The organism is Microbacterium sp. NPDC055521 (genome assembly GCF_053619695.1).
Genome location: NZ_JBSHJX010000003.1, coordinates 16,966 through 40,951 on the forward strand (window position 1 = coordinate 16,966; position 23,986 = coordinate 40,951).

20 protein-coding genes are annotated in these 23,986 nt (G+C 71.7%); 7 read left to right on the top strand and 13 right to left on the bottom strand.

Features of this window, described 5'->3' with window-relative positions:
* Positions 1-11: 11 nt before the first annotated feature.
* The 3 genes from ACWGSM_RS03640 to ACWGSM_RS03650 all read right to left on the bottom strand — a co-directional run bounded on the left by ACWGSM_RS03640 (position 12) and on the right by ACWGSM_RS03650 (position 4,478).
* Complete coding sequence (locus ACWGSM_RS03640; RefSeq protein WP_452321879.1) at positions 12-2,282, bottom strand: heavy metal translocating P-type ATPase; 2,271 nt, start codon at positions 2,280-2,282, stop codon at positions 12-14.
* Positions 2,283-2,373: 91 nt separating this feature from the next.
* A complete protein-coding gene (locus ACWGSM_RS03645) occupies positions 2,374-2,583 on the bottom strand; it encodes a heavy-metal-associated domain-containing protein (protein WP_452321611.1) in 210 nt (69 codons plus the stop codon).
* Positions 2,584-2,717: 134 nt separating this feature from the next.
* A complete protein-coding gene (locus tag ACWGSM_RS03650; protein WP_452321612.1) occupies positions 2,718-4,478 on the bottom strand; it encodes a glycoside hydrolase family 35 protein in 1,761 nt (586 codons plus the stop codon).
* 342 nt (positions 4,479-4,820) lie between these two features.
* Between ACWGSM_RS03650 and ACWGSM_RS03655 the strand changes: the two genes are divergently transcribed.
* Positions 4,821-5,486, top strand: a complete 666-nt coding sequence (locus tag ACWGSM_RS03655; RefSeq protein WP_452321613.1) for a DNA alkylation repair protein — start codon at positions 4,821-4,823, stop codon at positions 5,484-5,486.
* A gap of 96 nt (positions 5,487-5,582) precedes the next feature.
* Here the strand turns inward: ACWGSM_RS03655 and ACWGSM_RS03660 are convergent, their stop codons facing one another.
* Entirely contained in the window at positions 5,583-6,629 is a 1,047-nt protein-coding gene (locus tag ACWGSM_RS03660) for a DUF998 domain-containing protein (protein ID WP_452321614.1), read from the bottom strand.
* 64 nt (positions 6,630-6,693) lie between these two features.
* Between ACWGSM_RS03660 and ACWGSM_RS03665 the strand changes: the two genes are divergently transcribed.
* Both ACWGSM_RS03665 and ACWGSM_RS03670 read left to right on the top strand, forming a co-directional pair.
* Positions 6,694-7,725 carry an FUSC family protein gene (locus ACWGSM_RS03665; protein ID WP_452321615.1) on the top strand — a complete coding sequence of 344 codons (1,032 nt, stop codon included), beginning with the start codon at positions 6,694-6,696 and terminating at the stop codon, positions 7,723-7,725.
* Positions 7,726-7,750: 25 nt separating this feature from the next.
* The gene (locus ACWGSM_RS03670) at positions 7,751-10,246 is read left to right on the top strand and encodes a DEAD/DEAH box helicase (protein ID WP_452321616.1); all 2,496 of its coding nucleotides are present in this window, start codon (positions 7,751-7,753) and stop codon (positions 10,244-10,246) included.
* Positions 10,247-10,259: 13 nt separating this feature from the next.
* On the opposite strand, the gene ACWGSM_RS03675 is transcribed toward ACWGSM_RS03670, so the two are convergent.
* From ACWGSM_RS03675 to ACWGSM_RS03685, 3 genes are read right to left on the bottom strand one after another with little or no spacing between them, the layout of a single operon-like run.
* Positions 10,260-11,558 (bottom strand): glycosyltransferase, encoded by a 1,299-nt coding sequence (locus ACWGSM_RS03675; RefSeq protein ID WP_452321617.1) that lies wholly within the window; start codon positions 11,556-11,558, stop codon positions 10,260-10,262.
* Entirely contained in the window at positions 11,555-12,526 is a 972-nt protein-coding gene (locus ACWGSM_RS03680; protein WP_452321618.1) for a hypothetical protein, read from the bottom strand. The genes ACWGSM_RS03675 and ACWGSM_RS03680 overlap by 4 nt, the downstream gene beginning before the upstream one ends.
* The gene (locus ACWGSM_RS03685) at positions 12,523-13,452 is read right to left on the bottom strand and encodes a WcbI family polysaccharide biosynthesis putative acetyltransferase (RefSeq protein ID WP_452321619.1); all 930 of its coding nucleotides are present in this window, start codon (positions 13,450-13,452) and stop codon (positions 12,523-12,525) included. Before ACWGSM_RS03685 ends, ACWGSM_RS03680 begins: the two co-directional genes overlap by 4 nt.
* A gap of 167 nt (positions 13,453-13,619) precedes the next feature.
* Here ACWGSM_RS03685 and ACWGSM_RS03690 point away from each other — a divergent pair, with 167 nt between their 5' ends.
* From ACWGSM_RS03690 to ACWGSM_RS03705, 4 genes are read left to right on the top strand one after another with little or no spacing between them, the layout of a single operon-like run.
* Complete coding sequence (locus tag ACWGSM_RS03690; RefSeq protein ID WP_452321880.1) at positions 13,620-14,624, top strand: glycosyltransferase; 1,005 nt, start codon at positions 13,620-13,622, stop codon at positions 14,622-14,624.
* Entirely contained in the window at positions 14,621-15,775 is a 1,155-nt protein-coding gene (locus ACWGSM_RS03695; protein ID WP_452321620.1) for a glycosyltransferase, read from the top strand. Before ACWGSM_RS03690 ends, ACWGSM_RS03695 begins: the two co-directional genes overlap by 4 nt.
* Positions 15,772-16,782, top strand: a complete 1,011-nt coding sequence (locus ACWGSM_RS03700) for a glycosyltransferase (RefSeq protein ID WP_452321621.1) — start codon at positions 15,772-15,774, stop codon at positions 16,780-16,782. Before ACWGSM_RS03695 ends, ACWGSM_RS03700 begins: the two co-directional genes overlap by 4 nt.
* Positions 16,779-17,600, top strand: coding sequence for a glycosyltransferase family 2 protein (locus ACWGSM_RS03705; protein WP_452321622.1), 822 nt, complete (start codon positions 16,779-16,781; stop codon positions 17,598-17,600). The genes ACWGSM_RS03700 and ACWGSM_RS03705 overlap by 4 nt, the downstream gene beginning before the upstream one ends.
* Before the next feature lie 10 nt (positions 17,601-17,610).
* Here the strand turns inward: ACWGSM_RS03705 and ACWGSM_RS03710 are convergent, their stop codons facing one another.
* Genes ACWGSM_RS03710 through ACWGSM_RS03735 form a run of 6 tightly spaced genes read right to left on the bottom strand, consistent with a single transcriptional unit; the run spans position 17,611 to position 23,984 of the window.
* Complete coding sequence (locus ACWGSM_RS03710) at positions 17,611-18,531, bottom strand: DUF4862 family protein (RefSeq protein WP_452321623.1); 921 nt, start codon at positions 18,529-18,531, stop codon at positions 17,611-17,613.
* Positions 18,531-19,226 carry an N-acetylmannosamine-6-phosphate 2-epimerase gene (locus ACWGSM_RS03715; protein WP_452321624.1) on the bottom strand — a complete coding sequence of 232 codons (696 nt, stop codon included), beginning with the start codon at positions 19,224-19,226 and terminating at the stop codon, positions 18,531-18,533. Before ACWGSM_RS03715 ends, ACWGSM_RS03710 begins: the two co-directional genes overlap by 1 nt.
* The gene (locus ACWGSM_RS03720) at positions 19,226-20,176 is read right to left on the bottom strand and encodes an ROK family protein (RefSeq protein ID WP_452321625.1); all 951 of its coding nucleotides are present in this window, start codon (positions 20,174-20,176) and stop codon (positions 19,226-19,228) included. The genes ACWGSM_RS03715 and ACWGSM_RS03720 overlap by 1 nt, the downstream gene beginning before the upstream one ends.
* The gene (locus tag ACWGSM_RS03725; RefSeq protein WP_452321626.1) at positions 20,176-21,117 is read right to left on the bottom strand and encodes a dihydrodipicolinate synthase family protein; all 942 of its coding nucleotides are present in this window, start codon (positions 21,115-21,117) and stop codon (positions 20,176-20,178) included. The genes ACWGSM_RS03720 and ACWGSM_RS03725 overlap by 1 nt, the downstream gene beginning before the upstream one ends.
* Before the next feature lie 18 nt (positions 21,118-21,135).
* Entirely contained in the window at positions 21,136-21,939 is an 804-nt protein-coding gene (locus ACWGSM_RS03730; protein WP_452321627.1) for an ABC transporter ATP-binding protein, read from the bottom strand.
* Positions 21,936-23,984 carry a dipeptide/oligopeptide/nickel ABC transporter permease/ATP-binding protein gene (locus tag ACWGSM_RS03735; protein WP_452321628.1) on the bottom strand — a complete coding sequence of 683 codons (2,049 nt, stop codon included), beginning with the start codon at positions 23,982-23,984 and terminating at the stop codon, positions 21,936-21,938. The genes ACWGSM_RS03730 and ACWGSM_RS03735 overlap by 4 nt, the downstream gene beginning before the upstream one ends.
* Between the last annotated feature and the right edge of the window lie 2 nt (positions 23,985-23,986).

The window sequence follows — 23,986 nt, forward strand, 5'->3', positions numbered from 1 at the left end:
CGCGCGGCATCTCAGCGGAACGCGCGCAGCCGCAGGCTGTTGCCCACGACGAACACGCTCGAGAACGCCATCGCCGCACCGGCGAGCATGGGGTTCAGCAGCCCGAGCGCGGCGAGCGGGATCGCGGCGACGTTGTACGCGAACGCCCAGAACAGGTTGCCCTTGATGGTGGCGAGGGTGCGTCGTGAGAGGCGGATCGCATCGGCCGCCGCGCGCAGGTCGCCGCGCACGAGAGTGATGTCGGATGCCTCGATCGCGACGTCGGTGCCGGTGCCCATCGCCATGCCGAGATCGGCCTGAGCCAGCGCCGGGGCGTCGTTCACGCCGTCGCCGACCATCGCGACGACCCGTCCCTCGCTCTGCAGGCGCGAGACGACCGCGACCTTGTCGGCCGGCAGCACCTCGGCGATGACCTCGTCGATGCCGACGTGAGCGGCGATGTGCCGAGCCGCGGCCTCGTTGTCTCCGGTCAGCAGCACCGGGCGCAGCCCGAGCGCCACGAGCGACGCCACCGCCTCGGCGCTCGTCTGCTTGACCTCGTCGGCCACGACGATCATGCCCGCCGCCGCGCCGTCCCGGCCGACGAGGATGGCCGTCTGGCCGGCGGCCTCGGCATCCGCCTTCGCCGCAAGCAGCGGGGCGGAGGGGTGGATCGACCAGTCCTCCAGCAGCGAGAGGCGTCCGACCACCATCGCGTGACCCTCGACGACGCCCGTGACACCCCGCCCGTCATGACTCTGGAACGATTCGACCTCCGGCAGCGTCCGCCGCGAGGTCGGAGTCGCCGGAGCATCCGGACCGGCGGGTCGCGTGGCGACTCGCCGTGCGGCATCCGGATCATCCGAGATCTCCGACGCGGCGGCGGCGATGGCGCGGGCGATCGGATGCTCGCTGGCGTGCTCGACGGCTCCCGCGAGCAGCAGCAGCCGATCGGCATCCACCCCCTGCTCGGGCACGACGGCGGCGACCGACATGCGACCCTCGGTGACCGTTCCGGTCTTGTCGAGCACGACGGTGTCGACCCGGCGGGTCGACTCGAGCACCTCGGGTCCCTTGATCAGGATGCCCATCTGCGCGCCCCGCCCCGTTCCCACCAGCAGTGCCGTGGGCGTCGCGAGACCCAGTGCGCACGGGCAGGCGATGATGAGCACCGCGACGGCGGCGGTGAAGGCTGCGGATGCCGGGAAGCCGAGCGCCAGCCAGGTGACCAGCGCGACGAGCGCGATGGCGATGACGATCGGCACGAAGACCCCGGAGATTCGGTCGGCGAGGCGCTGCACCTCGGCCTTGCCGCCCTGTGCGTCCTCGACCATGCGCGCCATCTGGGCGAGCTGGGTGTCAGCGCCCACGCGTGTGGCGCGCACGACGAGCCGTCCGCCGGCGTTCACCGTCGCACCGGTCACGGCATCTCCCGGCGCCACCTCGACGGGCACGGCTTCGCCGGTGATCATCGACTGATCCACGGCCGAGGTGCCCGAGACGACCACGCCGTCGGTGGCGATCTTCTCGCCCGGTCGCACGACGAACTCGTCGCCGACCCGCAGCTCGCCGATCGGGATGCGCACCTCGACGCCGTCCCTGAGCGTCGCGACGTCCTTGGCGCCCAGCTCCATCAGCGCGCGCAGCGCGGCTCCCGCCTGGCGCTTGGCGCGCTTCTCGAAGTAGCGGCCGGCCAGCACGAACATCGTGACGCCCGCGGCGACCTCGAGGTAGATGTTGCCGGCACCGTCGCTGCGGGTGATCGCGAACGAGAAGCCGTGCGTCATGCCCGGGTGACCCGCCGTGCCGAGGAACAGCGCGTACAGCGACCACAGGAACGCGGCCGATGTGCCGAGGCTGATCAGCGTGTCCATGGTGGCGGCGCCGTGACGCAGATTCACCCACGCGGCGCGGTGGAACGGCCAGGCGGCCCACACGACCACCGGCGCCGCCAGCGCGAGCGATGCCCACTGCCAGTAGGTGAACTGCAGCGCGGGGATCATCGCGAGCAGGATGACCGGAATCGACAGCACGACCGAGCCGATCAGCCGCTGACGCAGCGAGCGCAGCTCGTGGTCGGCCGCCGACTCGGCATCCGGATGCTCCGCACCGGCGGGCGCGGGTGGCGCAGGCACCGCCGCCGAGTACCCGGCGTTCTCGACCTCGGCGATGAGCGCCGCGGTGTCGATCGGACCCTCGACGACGATCTGCGCCTTCTCGGTCGCGTAGTTGACGGTCGCGCTGACGCCGCCGAGCCTGTTGAGCTTCTTCTCGATGCGCATCGCGCAGGATGCGCAGGTCATCCCGCCGATGTCGAGATCGACGCGGGTCTGCTCGACGCCTGACGGCGCCGCCTCGGTGCTCACGATCTGCTCCCCTAGGATCGAGACGGGCTCAGGCGGTGACCGCGCGGTAGCCCGCTTCGTCGACGGCCGCGATGACCGCGTCAGCGTCGACGGGGGCTGCCGCGGTCACGACGAGGCGACCGGTCTGGGCGCTGACATCGATGCTCTCGACGCCCGCGACCTTCTCGACCTCTTCACGCACGGACATCTCGCAGTGCCCGCATGTCATGCCGGTGACCTGGAATTCGGTGGTGCTCATGATTCCTCCTTCGTCCGGGCACCCCAGAGGGGTACTGTCACCAGAGTACTACCAAGTACCCCCGAGGGGTATTCCCGAAATGTCTGAGCAGCAGCGGAAGACCCTCACTGCGGGCAACGGGGACGGGAGGGCGATCAGGTGCCGATGAACTCCTCGGTCGGCCCGAAGTCGGGCTGCTCGCGGATCTCGACGCGCGCGGGCAGACGGTCGGTGTCGAGCACGACGATCTCGTTCCCACCCGCACGCCAGAGCGGGGCAGGGGCGTACAGCGTCTGCTGCGGACCGCGCTCCCAGTAGCGGCCCAGCAGGAAGCCGTTCAGCCACACCATGCCCTTCGCGCCCTCGGGGAAGGCGAGCCACGCGTCGAGCGGCTCGGCGACGTCGAGCACGCCTGAGGCGAGTCCGGTGGGATCTGCGGCCGCCGCGCCGACGTGCGCCTCGCCATCCCCCGCGGGGATGCCGTCGCCGAGCACGCGGTGCGTCCAGCCGTGCTGATAGCGGCGTCCGTCGACCACGACACCGCCGAGAATGCCCTTGGCCTGTCCGGTGAGGGGGCCGTAGTTGATGCGTCCGAGGCTCTCGACGACGATCACCACTCGCCCCCGGCCACCCGCGGCGGGCAGCGGAAGCGTGTGCTCGCCGTCGTGCTCCAGAGTGCCCAGCCGCTCACCGTCGAAGAAGATCGTCGCCCGGTCGTGCAACTGGAGGATGCCGAGGGTGGCGCCCGCCGGGAAGATCAGGTCGCTCTCGTAGACGACCAGTCCGTCTTCCGCGCCGAGCTCCTCGAAGCTCAGAGGCTGCGGCGCCTCGGCACGCACGGGCGTCGCGGCGATCACGTCGAGCAGCGCGGCGTCGACACGCAGATCTGCCGATGCCGCGGACTGCCGACGCGGGGCATCCGGGACCGGCGGCAGGTCGCCGTCGTGGAAGCGGGCGAAGCGCTCGCGCAGCGCGTGGAACTTCTCGCCCAGCGTGCCGTCCTCGCCGATCGGCGCGTCGGAGTCGTAGCTGGTCACCGTGGGCTGGATCACGCCGTCATGGTTCGAGCCGTTCCACAGCCCGAAGTTGGTGCCGCCGTGCGCCATGTACAGGCTCACCGAGCCGCCGGCATCGAGCAGCTCGTCGAGCGTGCCGAGCATGCTCGCGGCCGAGCGGATGTGGTGCTGCTCGCCCCAGTGATCGAACCAGCCGCCCCAGAGCTCGCTGCACATCAGGTGCTCGCCGTCGCGCTGCAGCTCGATCGCGCGGGCCACACCGGTGCCGAAGGTGAAGGTGCCCATCGCTCCGGGCACGCTGCCGTGCTCGATCATGTCGGAGGTGATGCCGTCGGCTGTGGTGAGCATCTCGACCATGCCGCGCGAGCGCAGTCCGTCGCGCAGGTGCGCGAGGTACCCGGCATCCGTGCCGTACGAGCCGTACTCGTTCTCGACCTGGACCAGACGGATCGGGCCGCCGTGCGCCGCCTGCAGCGGCGCCAGCTGCGGGATCAGCTGGTCGTACCACGCGTCGACGGCAGCGAGGAAGTCGGCGTCGACGGTGCGCAGGGCGCGCGTGCGTCCGCTGAGCCAGAACGGGATGCCGCCGTTCGACCACTCCGCGCAGATGTACGGGCTGGGCCGCACGAACACGTCCAGGCCCACCTCGCCCGCGATGCGGATGAAGCGCGCGACATCGCGCCAGCCGGTGAAGTCGTACTCACCCTCCACCCGCTCGTGGAAGTTCCACGCGATGTACGTGTCCACAGTGTTCGCACCCATGGCCGCCAGCCGGCGCAGGCGGTCCTCCCACTGGTCGGGATGCACGCGGAAGTAGTGCACGGCGCCGGAGAGGATGCGGTGCGGCGCTCCGTCACGGAGGATCTGGCCATCACGCCAGGTGAGAGTAGGGGTGGACATGAGCTCCCGATCGAAGGAAATGTTTGCGCGGACGCACCGCTATCATTGCGGACTGTCGCCCCGTCGCCCCAGTTCGGACCGCGCAGCGGCTCATCTGGCGCATCGAGGTCGCGGATGCCGGTGCCGAGCCCGACCTGCATCCGGAACTCATCATCCGCTCATCCACTGCCGCCCCGCGCGTCGGCTGAGCCGTTGATTCGGCGCCGCCCGCCGGAGCCCTCGCGACCGACTGGGCCCGAATGGTCGCCTCGCCGCCCGCGAAGCAGCGGAATGGGCCCAGCCGAGCTCGGCGACGACGCGGCTTCCCCGTCTGTCGAACTGGCCCGCGGGTACGCTGTCGGGATGCCGATCTCCGCCGTCGCCGACATCCTCGCCGAGCTCGCCGCACTCGAAGACCCGAAGGCACGGGCGGTGAACGAACGGCACGGCGATGCGCACGGCGTGAACCTGTCGAAGCTGCGCTCGGTGGCGAAGAAGGCCGGCACGTCGACCGATCTGGCGCGCTCACTGTGGGTCACCGGCGACGTCGCGGGTCAGCTGGTCGCTCTGCTCGTCGCGAAGCCGCGCGAGCTGCCGGCCGACGAGATCGACGGCATGCTGCGCTCCACCCGCAGCGCGAAGGCGCACGACTGGCTGGTCAGCTACATCGCGAAGAAGTCGCCGCTTGCCGAAGAGCTGCGGATGCGCTGGATGGACGACCCGGATGCCGATGCCCGCGCCGCCGCATGGTCGCTGACCTCGACCCGCGTGCAGAAGAGCCCCGACGGGTTGGACCTGGATGCCCTGCTCGACCGCATCGAGCGCGAGCTGCGCGACGCGCCGTACCGCGAGCAGTGGGCCATGAACGAGACGCTGGCGTACATCGGCATCCATCATCCGGCGCTGCGCGAGCGCGTCGTCGCGATCGGCGACCGGCTGCAGGTGCTCGCCGACTATCCCGTGCCGCCGAACTGCACCTCGCCCTTCGCCCCGGCGTGGATCGCCGAGATGGTGCGTCGCCAGGGCTGAGCCCGCCGTTCCGCGCCCCCCACAGTCGGGTGGGCCCGAATGGTCGCCTCGCCGCCCGCGAGGCGACCGAATGGGACCAGTCGAGCGCGGCGCGGCTCAGGCCCGAAGCAGCGAGCGGCGAGCGGACGGGCGCGACGTCTCGGGCGCGAGCACCGCGAGCAGCTGCACGAAGGTCGTCAGCCAGAGCAGCACGACGCCGACGACGATGCCCTCGAGGGCGGTGACCGAGAGCACCCGGAAGCCGAACGCGATCACCGCGACGACCACCACCGTGACGACGAGAACGATGGTCAGCACCCGCAGCGGCGGGACGTCGCGTAGCTGCAGCGTCGTCAGCACGACCGCGGCGAGGATCAGCCCGAGGGTCGAGAACGCCGCGATCGCGTGCGCGAGGGGAACCCGGTCGAGCGGCAGCAGTCCGACGGCGGCGAGCGCGAGCCCCGCTCCCGCCCAGGTGAGCAAGACCGCGGCGATGCGCGGCAGTGCGCCGTCGCCGAGCATCCGGTGCAGGTCGCGGCCGAGATACGAGCCGGTCGTCGCGATCAGCAGCCCCGCCACGATCACGGTGCCATTGAACGCCCATCCGCCTGCGCCGATGCCGAGCTCCGAGAAGCTGCGCTCCCACCACGCGGAGTCGGCGGCGGTCAGCATCGCGAACAGGGTTCCGATCACCAGGAAGGATGTCAGCAGCCGCGCGATGTCCTGCGTGCTCAGGCGCACGCCCATCCGGAACGCCAGTCGCCCGCCGAGAGCCGACGCGACTCCGCTGAACAGTCCGCCCACGAGTGCGGGCAGAGTCAGTCCTTGCAGCCCGGTCGCGAGCACCTCGCCGACGAGCAGCACCCCGAGGCCGGTGACGCCGGCGAGTGCGACGGTGATCGCGGCCGCGCTGATGTGCGAGACGGCGGCCTGCCACGGCGGCATCGGCGCGGTCTCGCCGGCCCGGTGCATCCGGGTGCTGATGGTGAAGGCGATCGCCGCGATCACCGCAGCCACCAGCGCGATCGGGATGATGACCGAGCCGTCGCCGCTGAACGGGCGGGCAGCGCCCCACAGCACGGCGGTGCCGACGACAGCACCCGCGGTGAAGCAGACCGCGGTCGCCCACAGCATCCGCTCCCACTCGCCCAGCCCGATCTCCATACCCACATCGAACCACTCGTGGCCGACACGGCGGCCGACCCCTCGCCGGCGCTACCGTTGACCCATGCGCTTTCCCGCCGCGATCCGCGCCGCACGCCGGGCTCCCCTCCTGCAGGTGCTGAAGTCGGCTGCGGCGACGATCGCGGCGTGGCTGATCGCCGGCTGGCTGATCCCCGGCCCGCTGCCGGTGTTCGCTGCCATCGCCGCGCTGCTCGTCGTGCAGCCGAGCGTCAACCAATCGCTGTCGAAAGCGCTCGAGCGCAGCGCAGGCGTGATCCTCGGCGTCGTGATCGCTGTACTGCTGAGCCTGCTGCTCGGCGGGCAGAGCTGGGTGGTGCTGGCCGCCGTGGTCGTGGCGCTGCTGATCGCGTGGGCACTGCGCGCCTCGACCGGAACAGGCAATCAGGTGGCGATCTCGGCTGTGCTGGTGCTGGCCCTCGGGTCGTCGAATCCCGACTACGCGCTCGATCGGATCCTGGAGACGCTCATCGGAGCGGCCATCGGCTTCGTCGCGAACGTCGCGATCGTGCCGCCGGTTCTCTCGGGGCCGGCCCGGCGTGACATCGGGATGCTCGGACGCGAGCTCGCCGCATCCCTCGACCGCCTCGCCGATGCGCTGCCCACCACCCGCACGCCCGCGCAGCTGCAGGAGCTGATGCTCGAGGCACGCCTGCTGCGCCCCATGAAGGACGCAGCCGAGGCATCCCTGTCGACCGCAGACGAGTCGCTCTCGCTCAACCCGCGCCGTGGACGCCACCGCGACGACCTCGACGGGTTGCGGGAGCTGTTCGAGCGGCTCTCGCCGGTCGTCACGCAGGTGATCGGCATGACGCGGGCGTACATCGACCACTACGAGGATTCGCTCGCGACCGACCCGACGGTGCGGGCGATCGCCGAGCAGCTGCATCGGGCGGGGCACGATGTGCGGCTCTCGGTGCGCTCGTCGGAGCAGGTCCCGGATGCCCGCACCGCGCCCATCCCGGCCCTCACCACTCCCCTGGTGGTGCGTCGTCCGGCATCCGATCACTGGATCCTCGTCGGGTCGCTGATGGAGGATCTGCGGCGCATCCACGACGAGCTCAGCGACGAGGCGTGAGCGGAGGGCGTGAAAGGATCGACGGATGACTGCCCTCGATCCCTCCCTCGTGCGCGGTGCCGATCCGGATTCCGTCTATCTGGCCTTCGTCGAGTGGGCGGAGTCGACCGGCATCAGCCTGTACCCCGCGCAGGATGAGGCGGTCATCGAGATCGTGTCGGGCAAGAACCTGATCCTGAGCACCCCGACCGGCACAGGCAAGTCGCTCGTCGCCGTCGGCGCGCACTTCGCCGCGCTCGCCGACGGGCGCCGCACGTTCTACACCGCACCGATCAAAGCGCTGGTCAGCGAGAAGTTCTTCGCCCTGGTCGACGTGTTCGGGGCCGAGAACGTCGGCATGATCACCGGTGACTCATCGGTGAACGCCGACGCCCCGATCATCTGCTGCACCGCCGAGATCCTCGCGAACCGCGCGCTGCGTGAGGGGGCGGATGCCGATGTCGGCCAGGTCGTGATGGACGAGTTCCACTTCTACGGCGACCCCGACCGAGGGTGGGCATGGCAGGTTCCCCTGCTCGAGCTGCCGCAGGCGCAGTTCGTCCTGATGTCGGCCACCCTGGGCGATGTCACCGAGCTGGCCGCCGATCTCACCCGCCGCACCCGGCGCGAGACGGCCGTGGTGATCGGGGTCGAGCGGCCGGTGCCGCTGCACTTCTACTACGAGACGACGCCGATCCACGAGACGATCGACGAGCTGCTGACGACCGGGCAGGCGCCGGTGTACATCGTGCACTTCTCGCAGGCAGCGGCGATGGAGCGCGCGCAGGCGCTCACCAGCGCCAAGGTCGCGACCCGCGAGCAGCGGGATGCCATCGCCGAGCTCATCGGCGGCTTCCGCTTCACGACGGCGTTCGGCAAGACCCTGTCGCGGCTGCTGCGGCTCGGCATCGGCGTGCATCACGCGGGCATGCTGCCGAAGTACCGCCGTCTGGTCGAGCAGCTCGCGCAGCGCGGCATGCTGCGGGTCATCTGCGGCACCGATACCCTGGGCGTCGGCATCAACGTGCCGATCCGCACCGTGCTGCTCACGGCGCTGACGAAGTTCGACGGCAGCCGGATGCGACAGCTGAACGCCCGCGAGTTCCACCAGATCGCCGGTCGCGCAGGCCGTGCCGGGTACGACACCGCCGGGACCGTGGTCGCGCAGGCGCCCGAGCACGAGACGGAGAACCTCGCCGCCGTGAAGAAGGCCGGCGATGACCCGAAGAAGAGGCGCAAGATCATTCGCAAGAAGGCGCCTGACGGGTTCGTGTCGTGGGGCGAGCCGTCGTTCCAGAAGCTGATCGCGTCGGAGCCCGAGACGCTGACCTCGCACATGCAGATCACCAGCGCCATGATGCTCAACGTGATCGCCCGCGGCGGCGACGTGTTCGCGAACATGCGCTCGCTGGTGTACGACAATCACGAGCCGCGCTCCCGGCAGCGCCTTCTGGCGCTGCGCGCCCTCGGCATCTACCGCACGCTGCTGCAATCGGGTGTCGTGGAGCGGGCATCCGACACCGTGCGCCTCACCGTCGACCTGCAGCCCGACTTCGCACTCAACCAGCCCCTGTCGCCGTTCGCTCTGGCGGCCTTCGAGCTGCTCGAGCCGGAGTCCCAGGCCTTCGCGCTCGACATGATCTCGATCGTCGAGGCGACGCTCGACGATCCCCGAGCCATCCTCAGCCAGCAGGAGTTCCAGGCCCGCGGCGAGGCAGTCGGCGCCATGAAGGCCGAGGGCATCGAGTACGACGAGCGCATGGAGCTGCTCGAGCAGATCACCTACCCCAAGCCTCTGGAAGAGCTGCTGGGCGCGGCGTTCGAGACGTTCAGCTCGTCGCAGCCGTGGATCCGCGACTTCGAGCTGCGACCGAAGTCGGTGGTGCGCGACATGTACGAGCGCGCCATGTCGTTCGGGGAATACGTCGCCTTCTACAAGGTCGCCCGCTCGGAGGGTGTGGTGCTGCGGTACCTGTCGGATGCCTATCGCGCGGCGTCGCAGACCATTCCCGAACAGCTGAAGACCGACGAGCTGCGCGACCTCATCGAGTGGCTCGGTGAGCTCGTGCGTCAGGTGGACTCGAGCCTTCTGGACGAGTGGGAAGAGCTGGTCGCCGGCGTCGACAACGGGGCGTTCGACCGGCATGACGAGCCGGTCGTGCCGCCCGCCCCGAAGCGTCTCACCTCGAACACGCGGGCGTTCCGCGTGCTGGTGCGCAACGAGATGTTCCGCCGCGTGCTGCTCGCCGCGCGGGAAGATGTCGAGTCGCTGGCATCCCTCGACGGCGATCTCGGCGCCGACGGCTGGAACGACGCGCTCGACGCCTACTTCGCCGAGCACGACGAGATCCTCACCGGCGCCGACGCACGCAGCCCGCAGCTGCTGCTCATCGAACAGGGCGCGCAGCAGTGGACGGTGCGTCAGATCCTCGACGACCCCACCGGAGACCACGACTGGGGGATCTCGGCGACCGTCGACCTCGCCGCCTCCGACGCGGCCGGCGAGGCCGTCGTGACCGTGACCGGGGTCGGTCGACTGTAGCCTCGCCTCCCGGTCAGCAGAACGACTCGACGCCGCCCCACCCGCCGACCCAGGCCTCCACCCGTGGGTCGGGTCGCAGCACGTGGGCTCCGACGGCCGTCATCCGCTGTCGCTCGAAGGTCTCGTGGTGACCCCAGCGTGCAGCCCGCCGCATCGCCCGGCGCGCGTGCAGCGACCCCACCGGTGCGCCGCCGACGTCGACGAGGTCGACAGCGCCGACATCTCCCGCCCCGAGGCCGCGGACGAGATCGACGAGCCAGCCCGGTTCGAGCACGACGACGGGCCGACGCGTGTGCCAGACCACTCGGGCGTCGACGGCACCGTCCGCATCCACGACCCGCGGGTCGTCGGCGAGCGCCTCCGGCACGACGTCGAGCTGCAGCCTGGCCCGGGGGAACGCCGCGAACAGCGAGTCCGCCATGATGAACAGCGCGGCGGAAGAGTGCTCTCCCCGCACCCGCACCACCAGATCCGCGGCGCCGTGCAGCAGCGCCCGCGGCGACGACCCCGACACCGGGATGACCGACTGCATCCGCAGCGTCTGCGCGTTGGCGCGATCCATCCCCGAGTCCTCGCGATCGGCCCACTCCGGGCCGTCGTGCCACGCGACCGCGTCTCGGACGTGCGCGAACACCGCCCCCGCCTGCCACATGCGATGCGCCCACTCCCAGTCCTCGCCGCCGTACGAGGTGAACGCCTCGTCGAATCCGCCGACCTCGTCGAACATGCGTCGCGAACAGCCGATCACCGCGCCGATCACGAACCGATAGGAGCGGTCATCCGCGTCGAGCAGGTCCCGGCTGCGCGCGTACTCCTGCGCCAGCCAGCCGGGTTCCGGCAGCTCCCGCCCCACCACCGCGTCCACGATCGGCACCTCCGGGGCGACCTGCGACAGATCGGCGTGCCGGCGCCGCCCGACGACGACCGCCTCCGGCAGGAGCGCGGGGAGCCTGCTCAACGCCCGCACGTAGCCGGGTTCCGGCGACGTGTCGGCGTCGAGGAAGCACAGCACCTCGCCGCTGCTCGCCCGGACGCCGAGATTGCGCACGGCGGCGAGCCGGAACCCGCAATCCTCCTGCCGCACGACGATCACCCCCGCGGGCACGTCGATCCGGTCGGGCGAGCCGTCGTCGGCGACGATGACCTCGAGCAGCTCCCGCGGGTAGTCCTGCGCCGCGAGACCGTGCAGCGTACGGGAGAGCTCGCCGGGCTGGTCGTAGTGCGAGACGATCACCGACACAGTCGGCAGCGGATCGGGATCGATGCCGTCGTGCGCATCCCACCGATTGCCCACGACCCACGGTGCGGTCACGAATCCCTCTCATCCCACAGGCGGATGTATGCGCTCGCAGCCTCCGCGCGAGACAGCGGCAGACGGGCGAGTCCGTGCCAGGTGGCGTCGGGGTGCGCGAGCGCATGCCGCAGTGCACCGCTCAGGTCGTCCTCGCCGACGGGGGTGAGTGTGCCGGGCCGCAACGCGGCCATCTCGTCGACGTAGCGGTTGCGCACGGCGACCGGGCGCCGGCCCCATCCGATCCACGAGGCCAGGGATCCGGATGCCGAGATGTGCCGGTGCGCGATCACCGGCACGCTCACCGCCCGCCCGCGTCGAGCGATCTCGACGTCGTCCAGCCATCCGGTGACCTCGACCTCGACTCCGAGGTCGGACGAGCGCCGCACGAACGCCTCGAGCTCGGCCGCATGCCCGTCCGACGCGCGTCCCAGCACCGTGAGCGCGCCGATCCCCGCGGCGGCGGCCGCGTCCGCCGCCTCGTCGTGACCCTTGCCCGGGTAGAAGAACCCGAGCACTCCGACCGACCCGTCCGGCCGGCCCCGGGCGTCATCCTCGGCCCGCTCCACGGGCAGCGGGACGACCTCGGCCGGGCCCGCCCAGACGCCCTCTTCGCGCAGCAGCGCGCGCTCGTGCTCGCTGTTCACCACCACGTCGCTCGCCGCAGCCGACACGCGCGCATACGCCGCGCGCCGTCGGGGCCGGTTCGATGCGCCGTCGGATGCCTGCGGCACGTCGTGCAGGGTGACGCTCAGCCGCAGGCGCGACGCGAGTTCGGCGAAGGCGCCGGCCGCCAGCTCGGGCGACGCACCCCAGAGCCGGTCGGTGAAGTGGGCGTGCACCGCCGTCCCTGCCGGCAGCGCGCCGAGATCCACGGCATCGACGGTGCGCACCTCGGTGAGTCCGGCGACGGCGCCCGCCATGTCGCGGGCGCAGACGGCGACACCGTGATCGCCGGGATGGACGAGCAGCAGCGGCGTGCGGGTCATGCCGCACGCCAGACGGCCAGCAGCGGGGCGAGCCGCTCGATCGCCGCAGCGACGAACTCGGGATGCGCGGTGTACCAGGCCAGGTGCGCCTCGCGCACCGCCGCGTCGCTCACCGTCCGACCCTCCACGACCCACTCCGTCCGCGGCTCGTCGGGCAGGCCCCACGCCTCGACCGCCTCGGGAGCGAGCGGAGCGCGCACCGAGTCGAGCAGCGGTCGCCCGGGATCGACGGGGCCGTCGGGCGCGCCCAGCGCGTCGAGGACGCGGGCGCCGAGCGGCAGCCAGATCGCGTTGCCGGGGTGGTTGACGGTGCGCATGTGCTCGGCGGTGACAGTGTCGAACAGGTCGGACACCGCGATGTCGGTCGCCGTCTCGCGCTCACGCAGCACGTCGATCGACATCCGGCCGATGCCCCGCACGGCATCCGGTGCCAGAGCGGACGCCACCGGGAGCCCAGCAGCCGCCGCGAGGGTGCGCACGTCGTGGTACGCGACGAGCGGTGGGTCCTCGTCGACGCCAGGCACGCGGATGGCGGCCTGGAACGGATGCAGCCCGGCGAATCGCACGGGCGGCACCGTGAGCACCCTGGCCGCGGTCGCGGCGGCCACCTGGCGCGTGCCGAGCGGAAGGTCGTGATAGTCGTCGCGCACCGGCTGCGTGATCACCGTGTGGGCGGCGGCCACCACCTCGTGGAGGCGCCGCGCATCGTCGGCCGTCATCTCGTGCACGGGTGGAACCCGAATGAAGCGGCGCTGCGGGGCATCCATCACCAGGCGCAGCGATTCCGCCTGGCAATTGCCCAGCACGACGCCGAAGCTCTCGGGCAGAGGCGCGATTCCGTAGAACTCACCGTAGTGCCGGCGCCGTCCTAGCACCGAGGACTCGGCGGGCGCAACGGTGGTGACGTCCTGCGCGGCGGGGTTCATGCTTCGAACGTATACCTCTCGATTCCTCCGCCTGACCCCGTTGCTTTTCCAGAGGTTCACCACTTCAGCTCGCACGCAGCGCCCATCTACAGGAGGACACCATCGGCTCAGCCTCCGCGCCCATCCGGGTCGTCTCCATCCCCTCCGCCCATCCCTATGTCCGCGCCATCGCCGATCCGCACCGGGTCGCACTCCTTGCTGACCCGCCGGTGCCGGGCGCACCGCCCGAGCAGTGGTGGCCGCCGGTGGCGATGACCGCCCGATGGCTCAGCGAGAACGCCGACGAGTACGACGTGCTGCATGTGCACTTCGGCCTGGAGTCCTTCACCGCGGATGAGGTGCGTGCGGGACTGCAGGCCGCACGCCTGGCGGGCCGGCCGGTGGTGTTCACGGTGCACGACCTCGACAATCCGCAGATCGTCGACCAGGAGCCGTACCGGGCGCTGCTCGACGTGATCGTGCCGGCCGCGGATCATCTGGTCACCCTCACGTCCTCGGCGGCTTCGGAGATCGAGCGCCGGTGGGGTCGCTCGAGCATGGTGCTCGCCCACCCGACGCTGCTCGATGAGGCCGGCGAGCGCACCCGTGCGGCCGACACGCAGACGGTGCGGGTCGGCATCCATCTGCGAGACCTGCGGCCGAACATCGACGCGGAGGGCGCGGTCCGAGCGGCGGTGGACGCCGCGCGTCTGCTCGAGGGCGAGGAACCCGCGGTCGAGATCGAGGTGCTGCTGAACGAGCACGTGCGAGATGATCGCACCGCCGACCGAGTCGTCGCCGCAGCCACCGGACACGCCGCCGTGCGCGTGCGACGCACCGCCTACCTCAGCGATGCGCAGATCGAGGACTGGCTCGGCGGGCTCGACCTGTTCGTGCTCCCCTATCGTCACGGCACCCACTCCGGCTGGGTGGAGCTCTGCTACGACCTGGGCGTGCGTGTGGCCGGCACCGACGTCGGACACATCCGGTCGCAGCATCCGTCCGAGTTCCGGGTGATCGATCTCGACGACCCCCGCACCCTGTCGACCGCCGTGATGTGGGCCCACGACACTCGGCCTTCGGCGAGCGGGCTGCTCGTCGACCGGCGCGCCCAGCGCTGCGATGAGAGAGAGGCCGTCCGCGACGCCCATGCCCGGCTGTACTCCCACGCCATCGCCGGGGTGTCGGTGTGAGCGGGGGTCAGCGGCTGCGCGTGCTGGTGGTCGCCCCCGAACGGCACGCCCTGCGGCAGCCGCACGCGGGCGGGCTGGAGGCGGTCGTGTGGAATCGCGTGCGGTGGCTGCGGCGCCGCGGACACCATGTCGAGCTGTGCGCCGCCGCCGGATCGGATTTCCTCGGCCCCAGCGCCGATCTGCACCTGCCGAGCCCGCGCTGGCGACGTCCGCGCGAAGAGTCCGACACCGGGAACCCCGCAGGACATCGGGGACGGATGGCGGGTGCCTTCGCTCGCGTGCGCGCCCGACTGAGCGACCCGCTCGACGGCGTCGACGTGGTCGACAACCACAGCCTGCACGGCGATCCGATCCTGTGGAGCCGAGACGTGGGGGTCCCGGTGGTGACGACCCTGCACACGCCGCCGCTTCCGGACATGGTGCGCGCCGCGCGCTCCCTGCCGTCGTCCGCACCGCATCGCTTCCTCGCCGTCAGCCAGTACACGGCGCGCGCGTGGTCCGAGGAGGGCGTCGACGCCTTCGTCTTCCCCAACGGCGTCGACAGCGCCGAATGGCGTCGAGGGCCGGGTGGCGAGAGCTGGGTGTGGTTCGGGCGGATCGTGCCCGAGAAGGCTCCCCATCTGGCGATCAGGGCGGCGCGTCTGGCCGGTGCACGTCTCCGGATCGCGGGGCGGATCGGGGATGCGCAGTACTTCGCCCGTGACGTCGAGCCGCTGCTCGGAGACGACGTGGAGTATGTCGGCCCGCTGCGTCAGCCGGAGCTGTGCGCTCTCGTCGGCGCGTCGTCGGTCGCGCTGGTCACTCCGGTCTGGTCGGAGCCGTTCGGGCTGGTGCTGGCCGAGGCGCTGATGACGGGCACCCCGGTGGTCGCGTTCGACGCCGGGGGAGCGAGCGAGGTGCTCGCCGGGCTGCCGGGGTGCGCGGTCGTGCCCGCCCGCGACGTGAGCGCTCTCGCGCACGCCGCCCTCGCCCTCGCCGCCCGTTCGGCGTCGCCCGTGTTCCGGGATCGGGTGCGCGCGGCGGCCCACTCCCGCCATTCGCTCGCCCACCGTCATCGCGAGGTGGAGCGCGTGCTCTCGGTCGCCGCCCAGGGCACCCCCACTGCCGTCGACGATGTCAGGGCGGCCGACGCCGTGGCGGTCGGCGCATGATCGGCTGGTACGTGCACCATCACGGCTGGGGCCACCGCACTCGGATGCAGGCGATCCGGCCGCACCTCGCCGACGACGTCACCGTGTTCTCGTCTCTGCCCGCCCCGTCTGCTCTCCGCGATGGCACCCGGTGGATCCGCCTGCCCGCTGACGCCGACCCGGTGGTCGGCCCTGACGGCGTCGGCCGGCCGGCTCACGAGCTCGGCGATGTCACCGCCGGCGGCGCGCTGCACTGGGCTCCGATCGCTCATCCCGGCCACCAGACCCGGCTGGCGATGATCGCGGAGTGGATCGCCCGACACCCCGTCTCGGCGTTCGTGGTCGACGTCAGCGTGGAGGTCACCGCGTTCGTCCGCCTGCTCGGCGTGCCGACCGTCGTGTTCGCGCAGCCGGGCGATCGCTCGGACCGCCCGCATCTGCTGGGCCACGACCTGGCCGACCGCATCTTGGCACCGTGGTCCGAGGGCGCGTTCGGCGCGGCGGGGCTGGGAGAGCACGGCGGGCGCGTACGTCACGTCGGCGCGATCTCGCGGCACGACGACCGACGCCGCGGCCCGGCTGACGACGCCGTGCGGCGCGTGCTCTTCCTCAGCCGCACTCTCGACCCGCCGCGGCTGGCAGAGGCGACCGCTCTGCTGAGCGCCCGTGGCTGGGTGGTCGAGACCGCGGGCGCGCGCGACGACGATCGTGTCGACGACGTCTGGCCCCTGCTGTGCCGGGCGACCGTCGTGGTCAGCGCGGCAGGCCTGAACGGCGTGGCCGACCTCGCTGCGGTCGGGGCGCGCGCGGTGGTGCTGCCCCAGGACAGACCGTTCGGCGAGCAGGAGCACACCGCACGCGTGCTGCGATCCGGCGGCTGCGCGGTCACCGGGCGTGCCGAATCGTCACCGGCGGAAGTGGCCGAGCTCGTGGAGCGGGCTGCGGCGACGACTCCCGACTGGAGCGGATGGGATGCCGCGGGCGCCGCCGCGCGGGCCGCCCGAGTCATTCAGGAGGTCGCGTCATGACGCGGATCGCTGTGATCACACCGGCGTCGCAGAACCGTCTCGCCCACCTGCAGCGCCAGCGCCGGTTCCTTCGCGAGGTGCTGCCGCCCCATCACGACGTGGTGCGCATCGAGGCGTGGCTCGACGACGAACCGCCGCCCCCGTTCGACGGCGCCGAGCACGTGCACGTCCCGCCCGGGCGCGACGGGATGCGGGTCGGCGCGGCGCGCAACGCCGCGGCCGAGATCGCTCTCGCGCGCGGCGTCGATCTGCTCGTGTTCCTCGACGTGGACTGCCTGCCCGGGCCCGAGTTGCTGGCGCGGTATGTCGCGGCGGCTCGCTCGCACCCGGACGGTCTGCTCTGCGGGCCGGTCACCTACCTCGAGAGCGTGCAGCGACCGTCATCCCCCGACGAGCTCGAGGCGATGACCCGACCGCATCCGGTGCGCCCGAACCCGGCAACCGGTGCCGTCGAGACCGCCGGACCGACCGCGTACGACCTGTTCTGGTCGCTCTCGTTCGGGGTGACGCCTGCGACGTGGGAGCGGCTGGGCGGCTTCGACGAACGATACGAGGGCTACGGCGCCGAAGACACCGATCTCGGCCGCCGGGCGCGGTCGCTGGGCATCCCGCTGCACTGGGTGGGCGGAGCGCACGCGTACCACCAGTGGCATCCCGCCGGCACTCCCCCGTGGCGTCACCTCGACGACATCCTGCGCAACGGCGCCCTCTTCGCCGAGCGGTGGGGAACATGGCCGATGGGCGGCTGGATCGACGAGTTCGTCGCGGCGGGTGCGGTCGAACCCCACGACGGCGGCTACCGCCGAGCCGCTGCTTGACCGGGTCTGGTCAGGGCGCGGCGGCCGCGAGCACCTGCAGGTGACGCTCGGCGACGCGCAGCACCTCGGCTGCGCTGGTCGCGTCGGGGCGCCGGCTCACCTTGAGTCCCAGCGTCGGCGCGTCGCCGGCCGCGCGCACGGCTGCGTGCAGGCGGTCGTCGGTGAGCAGCGATTCGGCGTCGGGGTCGATCGACGCGAGGGGGTGGTGTGCATCGATCCACGGCCCGCTGTACGGGCCGTGACGGTCGGACGCTCCGGAGAGCACGAGCGCATCGAGCAGTCCGCTGTCGGCGGCGGCCGTGATCTGCGTCGCGACAGCGTCGGGGTCGCGCAGCTCGATCGCCGAGCGCCCCCAGTTCATCCAGAGTCCGACGTCGGCGGCGGACGCCCGGATCGCCGAGAGCTCGCCGTGCAGCGACAGGAAGCCCTTCTCGGGGGTCTGACCCGGGACGTGCGCATCGCAGTGCTCGATCATCAGGCGGGCTCCCGACCAGTCGATCTCGCCCAGTTCGGCGAGCGAGCGCGCCAGCGCGTCGGCATCCGCCTCACCGCGCGGCGCGGTGTGCAGCTCGACGACGGCGACGTGCGCGGCGCTGTGCGAGCCGATGGTCGCGACGTCGGCGGCGACGCGACGCAGGTCGGCGATCGCCGCCTGGCGGCCGTCGTCGTCGGCCGAGGCGATGCCGTATCCGGGGGTCGCCAGGCGGCGCATCACGAACGGCAGCGGCGTGACGGCGAGCGCGACGGCGGGCGCGTTGGCGAGGAACCAGTCGGGGTCGTGCGGGTGGATGCCGTCGATCCACGGCACCTCCAGCGCCGCGACGCCCGGCAGCCCGGCGAGTCCGTGCAGCACCTCGTGCTCGACGGCGCAGTCCCAGTTCGCGAACGCGGGCGACAGCGGATACGCGCTGACGACGACGGGGCGAGGCATCAGCCTGCCGACCGGGTCGCTTCGTCGACCGCGCCGGCGAACCAGGAGGTGATCGTGGTGGGGTGCGTGATCGCGGTGCCCACGCAGACGGCGAACGCGCCGGCGCCGATGGCCGCGGCGGCCTGGGCGGGCGTGTGCAGGCGCCCCTCGGCGATGACCGGACGCTCGCACGCCTCGGAGATCAGCGAGATGAGCTCGAGGTCGGGTCCGTCGGTCTTCGGCCGTTCCCCGGTGTACCCCGACAGCGTGGTGCCGAGGAAGTCGGCGCCGGCGGCTTCGGCGGCGATCGCGTCGTCGAGCGAGCCGCAGTCGGCCATGATCAGCACGTCGCCGTGCACGCGGATGGCACGGATCGTCTCGGCGAGCGTCAGCCCGTCGGGGCGGGCCCGGCGGGTGCCGTCGATGGCGACGATGTCGGCCCCGGCATCCATCACCGCTCGCGCGTGATCGAGGGTCGGGGTGATGAAGACGTCGTCGTCGCCGTCCTTCCACAGGCCCACGACGGGCACGTCGAGACCGGCGACCGCACGGATGTCGGCGATACCCTGCACCCGGATGCCGGCGGCTCCGCCGACGATCGAGGCCTGCGCGACCTGCGACATGGTGCGCGGGTCGCGCATCGCCTCGCCGGGGTAGGCCTGACACGAGACGATCAGGCGGCCGGCGAGCCGCTCGGGGATATCGGTGAATCGCATCAGTTCCTCCATGCGGATGCCGCGGCTCCGCGCAGCGGGGCGTCGTCGCCGAGGGCTCCCGGCAGGATGGGTGTGGTCTGCAGCGCGTCGATGGCCTCGGCGCGGTAGGCGGCGAGCATGGGATTCCACCACGCGTCGCCGATCTGCGCAACGCCGCCGGTCACGACGATCCGCTCGGGGTCGAGCAGCGACGCGGCGCCCGCGAGCGCGCGCCCCACCGCTGCGGCCGAGTCGGCGATGGCCTGCAGGGCGCGTTCGTCACCCGCGGTCGCCGCCGCGGCGACGCCCCGGGAGTCGAGCACGGTTGGATCGCCGCCGAGCCACAGGTAGTGCCGGTGCAGTCCGATGCCGGCGCCGATGGCCTCGAGGTGGCCGACGCGTCCGCACGGGCAGCGCAGGTGATCGGCGCCTCGGATGGGCAGGTGCGCGAGCTCGCCGCCGACGTGGTGGGCCCCGCGCAGCGGGCGGGAGTCGATGATCACTCCGGCGCCGATCCCCGTTCCGACGGCGACGATCAGGGCGCTCGAGGCGCCCGCGGCCGCGCCGTGCCGGAATTCGCCGGCGGCGTGCGCGTCCACGTCGTTCTGCACGGCGACGACGGCGCCCTCGACCAGGCGGTCGGCGAGCCCTGCGCGCACGCGCGCCGAGACGTCGGTGCCCGGCCAGTCGGCGAACGTGTCGGTCGACGACACGATCGTGCCGGTGCGGGCATCCACGACACCGGCGGTGCCGATGCCGACCCCGGCGAGCAGCGTCCGCGCGCCGGATGCGGCGTCGGCCGCGTCGAGCAGCGACGTCGCGAGGGCCACGATCGTGCCGATCACGGCATCCGGTCCCTCTGCGGCGCGACTCGGCGCGAGGCGCGTCGCGAGCGGCGCGTCGTCCGGGCCGGCGAGCGCGGCTGCGGTCTTCGTGCCGCCCACGTCGACGGCCAGGACGACCTCTGACATCAGCGCGACGCGGCCGGCAGCAGTCCCACGCCGGCGAGCACGCCGCCGACCTTCTCGACGGCCTCGCCGTCGAGCGGGGTCACGGTGTGCGCCATGGTCGCGTGCTCGATCAGACCGCGTGCCTTCATCGCCGCCTTGAAGGCGCCGACTCCGGTCGCGTCGCCCGAGAGGCCGGTCGGCTGGAAGACGATGTCGAACATGCGGTTGATGCGCTCCTGCTCGCTGCGGGCGGCGTCCCAGTCGCCGCGGCGGGCGGCCTCGAACAGACGCACGTAGCCCTCTGCCTCGACGTTCGCCGCACCGGGCACCACGCCGTCGGCGCCGGCCAGCAGCATGGCATCCACGACCATCTCGTGGCCGGTCAGCAGCTGCAGCGGACGGCCGGCCGCCTCGTTGGCGGCGATCAGGCGGCGGAAGCCGACGTCGTCGCCCGACGAGTCCTTGACGCCCGCGATGACGCCCTCGGCGCCGAGCTGGATCAGCAGCTCCAGGCCGAGCTTCTTGTGCACGCGGACGGGCACGTCGTACGCCCACAGCGGCGCGTCGATCGCGGCGGCGATGGTCCGGAAGTGGTCGGCGATCTCGTCCTGCGAGTTCAGCGTGTACAGCGGAGCGGTGGTGACGATCGCGTCGGCACCGGCATCCACGAGCCGGCGGGCGGTCTCGATGATCCGCGGCGCGGTGAGCTCGATGGCGCCGGCGATGATCGGCACGCGGCCGGCGTTCGCGGTGGCGATGGTCTTCAGGATGGCCACGCGCTGGTCGTCGGTGAAGTACGCCGTCTCGCCGGTGGAGCCCAGCGCGAACAGGCCGGCGACGCCGGCGTCGACCAGGTACTCGACGAGGCGGGTGAGCGACTCGTGATCGACGGTGTGGTCGGGCAGCAGCGGGGTGGCGACAGGGGGGACGATGCCGGCGAAGGCGGGGGATGCAGAGGACATGAGGTTCCGGTTCGTTAGTCAGTGGGATGCAGGCGCGAGGAGCGATGGCGCGGCGCCGAGCAGTGTTCGGGTGTAGTCGTCGGAGGGGCTGTCGAAGATGCTCGCCGCATCGCCGAACTCGACGACCCGGCCGCGGTTCATCACGGCGATCTCGTCGGAGAGGTAGCGCACGGTCTGGATGTCGTGGGAGATGAAGACCATGCCCAGGCCGAGCTGGTCCTTGAGGTCGGTGAGCAGGTTGAGGATCTGCGCGCGCACCGAGACGTCGAGCGCCGAGGTCGGCTCGTCGGCGATGATCACCTGCGGGTCGAGCACGAGGGCGCGGGCGATCGCCACGCGCTGCCGCTGGCCGCCGGAGAGCTGACCGGGCAGTGCGTCGAGGGCGGATGCCGGCAGGCCGACCAGCCCGAGCAGATCGCGCACCTTGCGCTGACGCGAGGCCGGGTCTCCGAGACCGTGCACCTGCAGCGGATCCAGCAGCGCGTCACGTACGGTCATGCGGGCGTTCAGCGCGGTGGCGGGATCCTGGAACACAACCGAGAGGATGCGGCCCAGCCGCTTGCGCACCGCGGGGGTGAACGAGCGCACCGGTTCACCGGCGAACACGACCTGCCCGCTGGTGGGCTTCTCGAGCCCGATCAGCACCTTGGCCGACGTCGACTTGCCCGATCCGGATTCGCCCACGATGCCCAGCGTCTGACCGCGCTTGACGGTGAGCGAGACACCGGCCAGCGCGTCGACGTAGTTCGGCTTGAACAGCGTCGAGGTGCGCGTGCGGTAGCGGACGTGCACGTCCTTCAGCTCGATGACGGGTTCGCTCATCGCCCTGCTCCGATCGGCTCGACGGGCGCATCGTCGGGATGCGCGGAGTAGAAGTGCTCGGTGCCGGCGATCTGCCGGCGCACGGGGGTGACTCCGGCGTAGCGCGCGGGATCCGACGAGCGCGGTGCGAAGCGGTCTCCGCGGGGGAAGTCGCGCGGCGACGGCACGACACCCGACACCTGGTGCAGGCGGTCGGAACCGGCCTCGATCGAGAGCACCGCGCCCAGCAGGCCCTGGGTGTACTCGTGCACCGGCTGGGTGAGCACCTCGCGCGTCGTGCCCTGCTCGACCACTTGACCGGCGTACATGACGGTGATGCGGTGGGTCAGCTCGGCAACGAGAGCGAGGTCGTGCGAGACGAAGATCATCGCGAAGCCGAGCTCGCGCTGCAGCCGCATGAGCAGCTCGACCACCTGCGCCTGCACGGTGACGTCGAGCGCCGTCGTGGGCTCGTCGGCGATCACCAGACGCGGGTCGCGGGTGAGCGCCATCGCGATCAGCACACGCTGGCGCTGACCGCCCGAGAGCTCGTGCGGGTACGAGGCGAGGGTGCGCGTCGGGTCGAGGCCGACCAGCTCGAGCAGCTCCTCGGCCGTGCGGGTGCCGCCGCGGCGCGTGAGCTGCTTCATCTGCGAGCGGATGAGCATCGCCGGGTTCAGCGAGCTCAGCGCGTCCTGGTAGATCATCGCGATGTCGTGCCCGCGCAGCGCGTTGCGCTGTGCGGGGTCCATCTGCAGCAGATCCTCGCCGTCGAACATGATGCGTCCGCGGACGTCTGCCTTCGGGTCGAGCAGGCCCATGATCGCGAGCGACGTGATGGACTTGCCGCAGCCGGACTCGCCGACCAGCGACATGGTCTCGCCGGGGCGCACCGTGAAGCTGACGTGATCGACCACGTCGACGTCACCGTGGCGCGGGAACGAGATGCACAGATCCTGCACCTCGAGCAGCGGCGCGTCATCACCGGTGTAGACCATCCGGTCGGTGCGGGCGAGCTCACGTGCGCGCAGCTCGGCGAGACGCTCGCTGAGGGGCACCACCGGCGTCTGCGGCGCACGCGGCTCGGGCACCCCGCTGGGCACCGACAGGTTCACCGAGGTGTCGATGGTGCGCACGACGTGCGTGTCGTCGAAGCCGGCGCGCTCGAGGTCGGTGGTCGACTCCTCGGTGCCCGCGGCGTCGGCGGTGATCTTGCGCGCCCGCGGCGAGACCATCGCGTCGGTGAGCCCCTCGGAGAGGATGTTCAGGCACAGCACCGTGATCATGATCAGGATGCCGGGGAAGAACGTCGCCCACCATGCGCCGGACATCAGCAGGTTGCGCCCGGCCGCGATGACGTTGCCCCAGCTGGGCTCGGGGTCGGGAACACCCGCCTGCAGGAAAGACAGCGAGGCTTCGAAGACGATCGCGTCCGCGACGAGCACGGTGGCGAAGACGAGCACCGGCGCCATCGCGTTGCGGGCGACGTGCTTGATGATGATGCGCGGGGTGCGCGCACCCATCACCCGCACCGACGAGACGTAGTCCTCGCCGTACTGGTCGAGCACGTTGGCGCGCACGATGCGGGTGAGCTGCGGCACGCACAGGAACGCGATCGTCAGCACCAGCACGGGCAGTGACTTGCCGAACACGGCGACGAACACGGCCGCGAGGGCGATGCCGGGGAACGACATGATGACATCCATCACGCGCATCAGCGTCTCGGACACCCACTTGGGTGCGGTGGCGGCGATGGTGCCGAGCACGCAGGCGACCGCCAGGGCGACGAGCGTCGCACCCAGACCGATCACCAGCGAGTAGCGGGCGCCGTAGACGAGACGCGAGAAGATGTCGCGACCCTGTCGGTCGGTGCCGAAGATGTGCTCGCCGCTGGGCGCCTGCACCGGGCTGCCGGAGGCGAGCGGGTCGAACGCCGTGACGAGCGGGGCGAACACGGCCGCCAGCCCGATGATCGCCAGGATGGCGATGCAGATGAGGGATCCGGCCGAGAGGCCGCCGAAGCGCAGGCCGGGAGCGGACAGTCGTTCAGTGAGTTTGCGTCGCATGG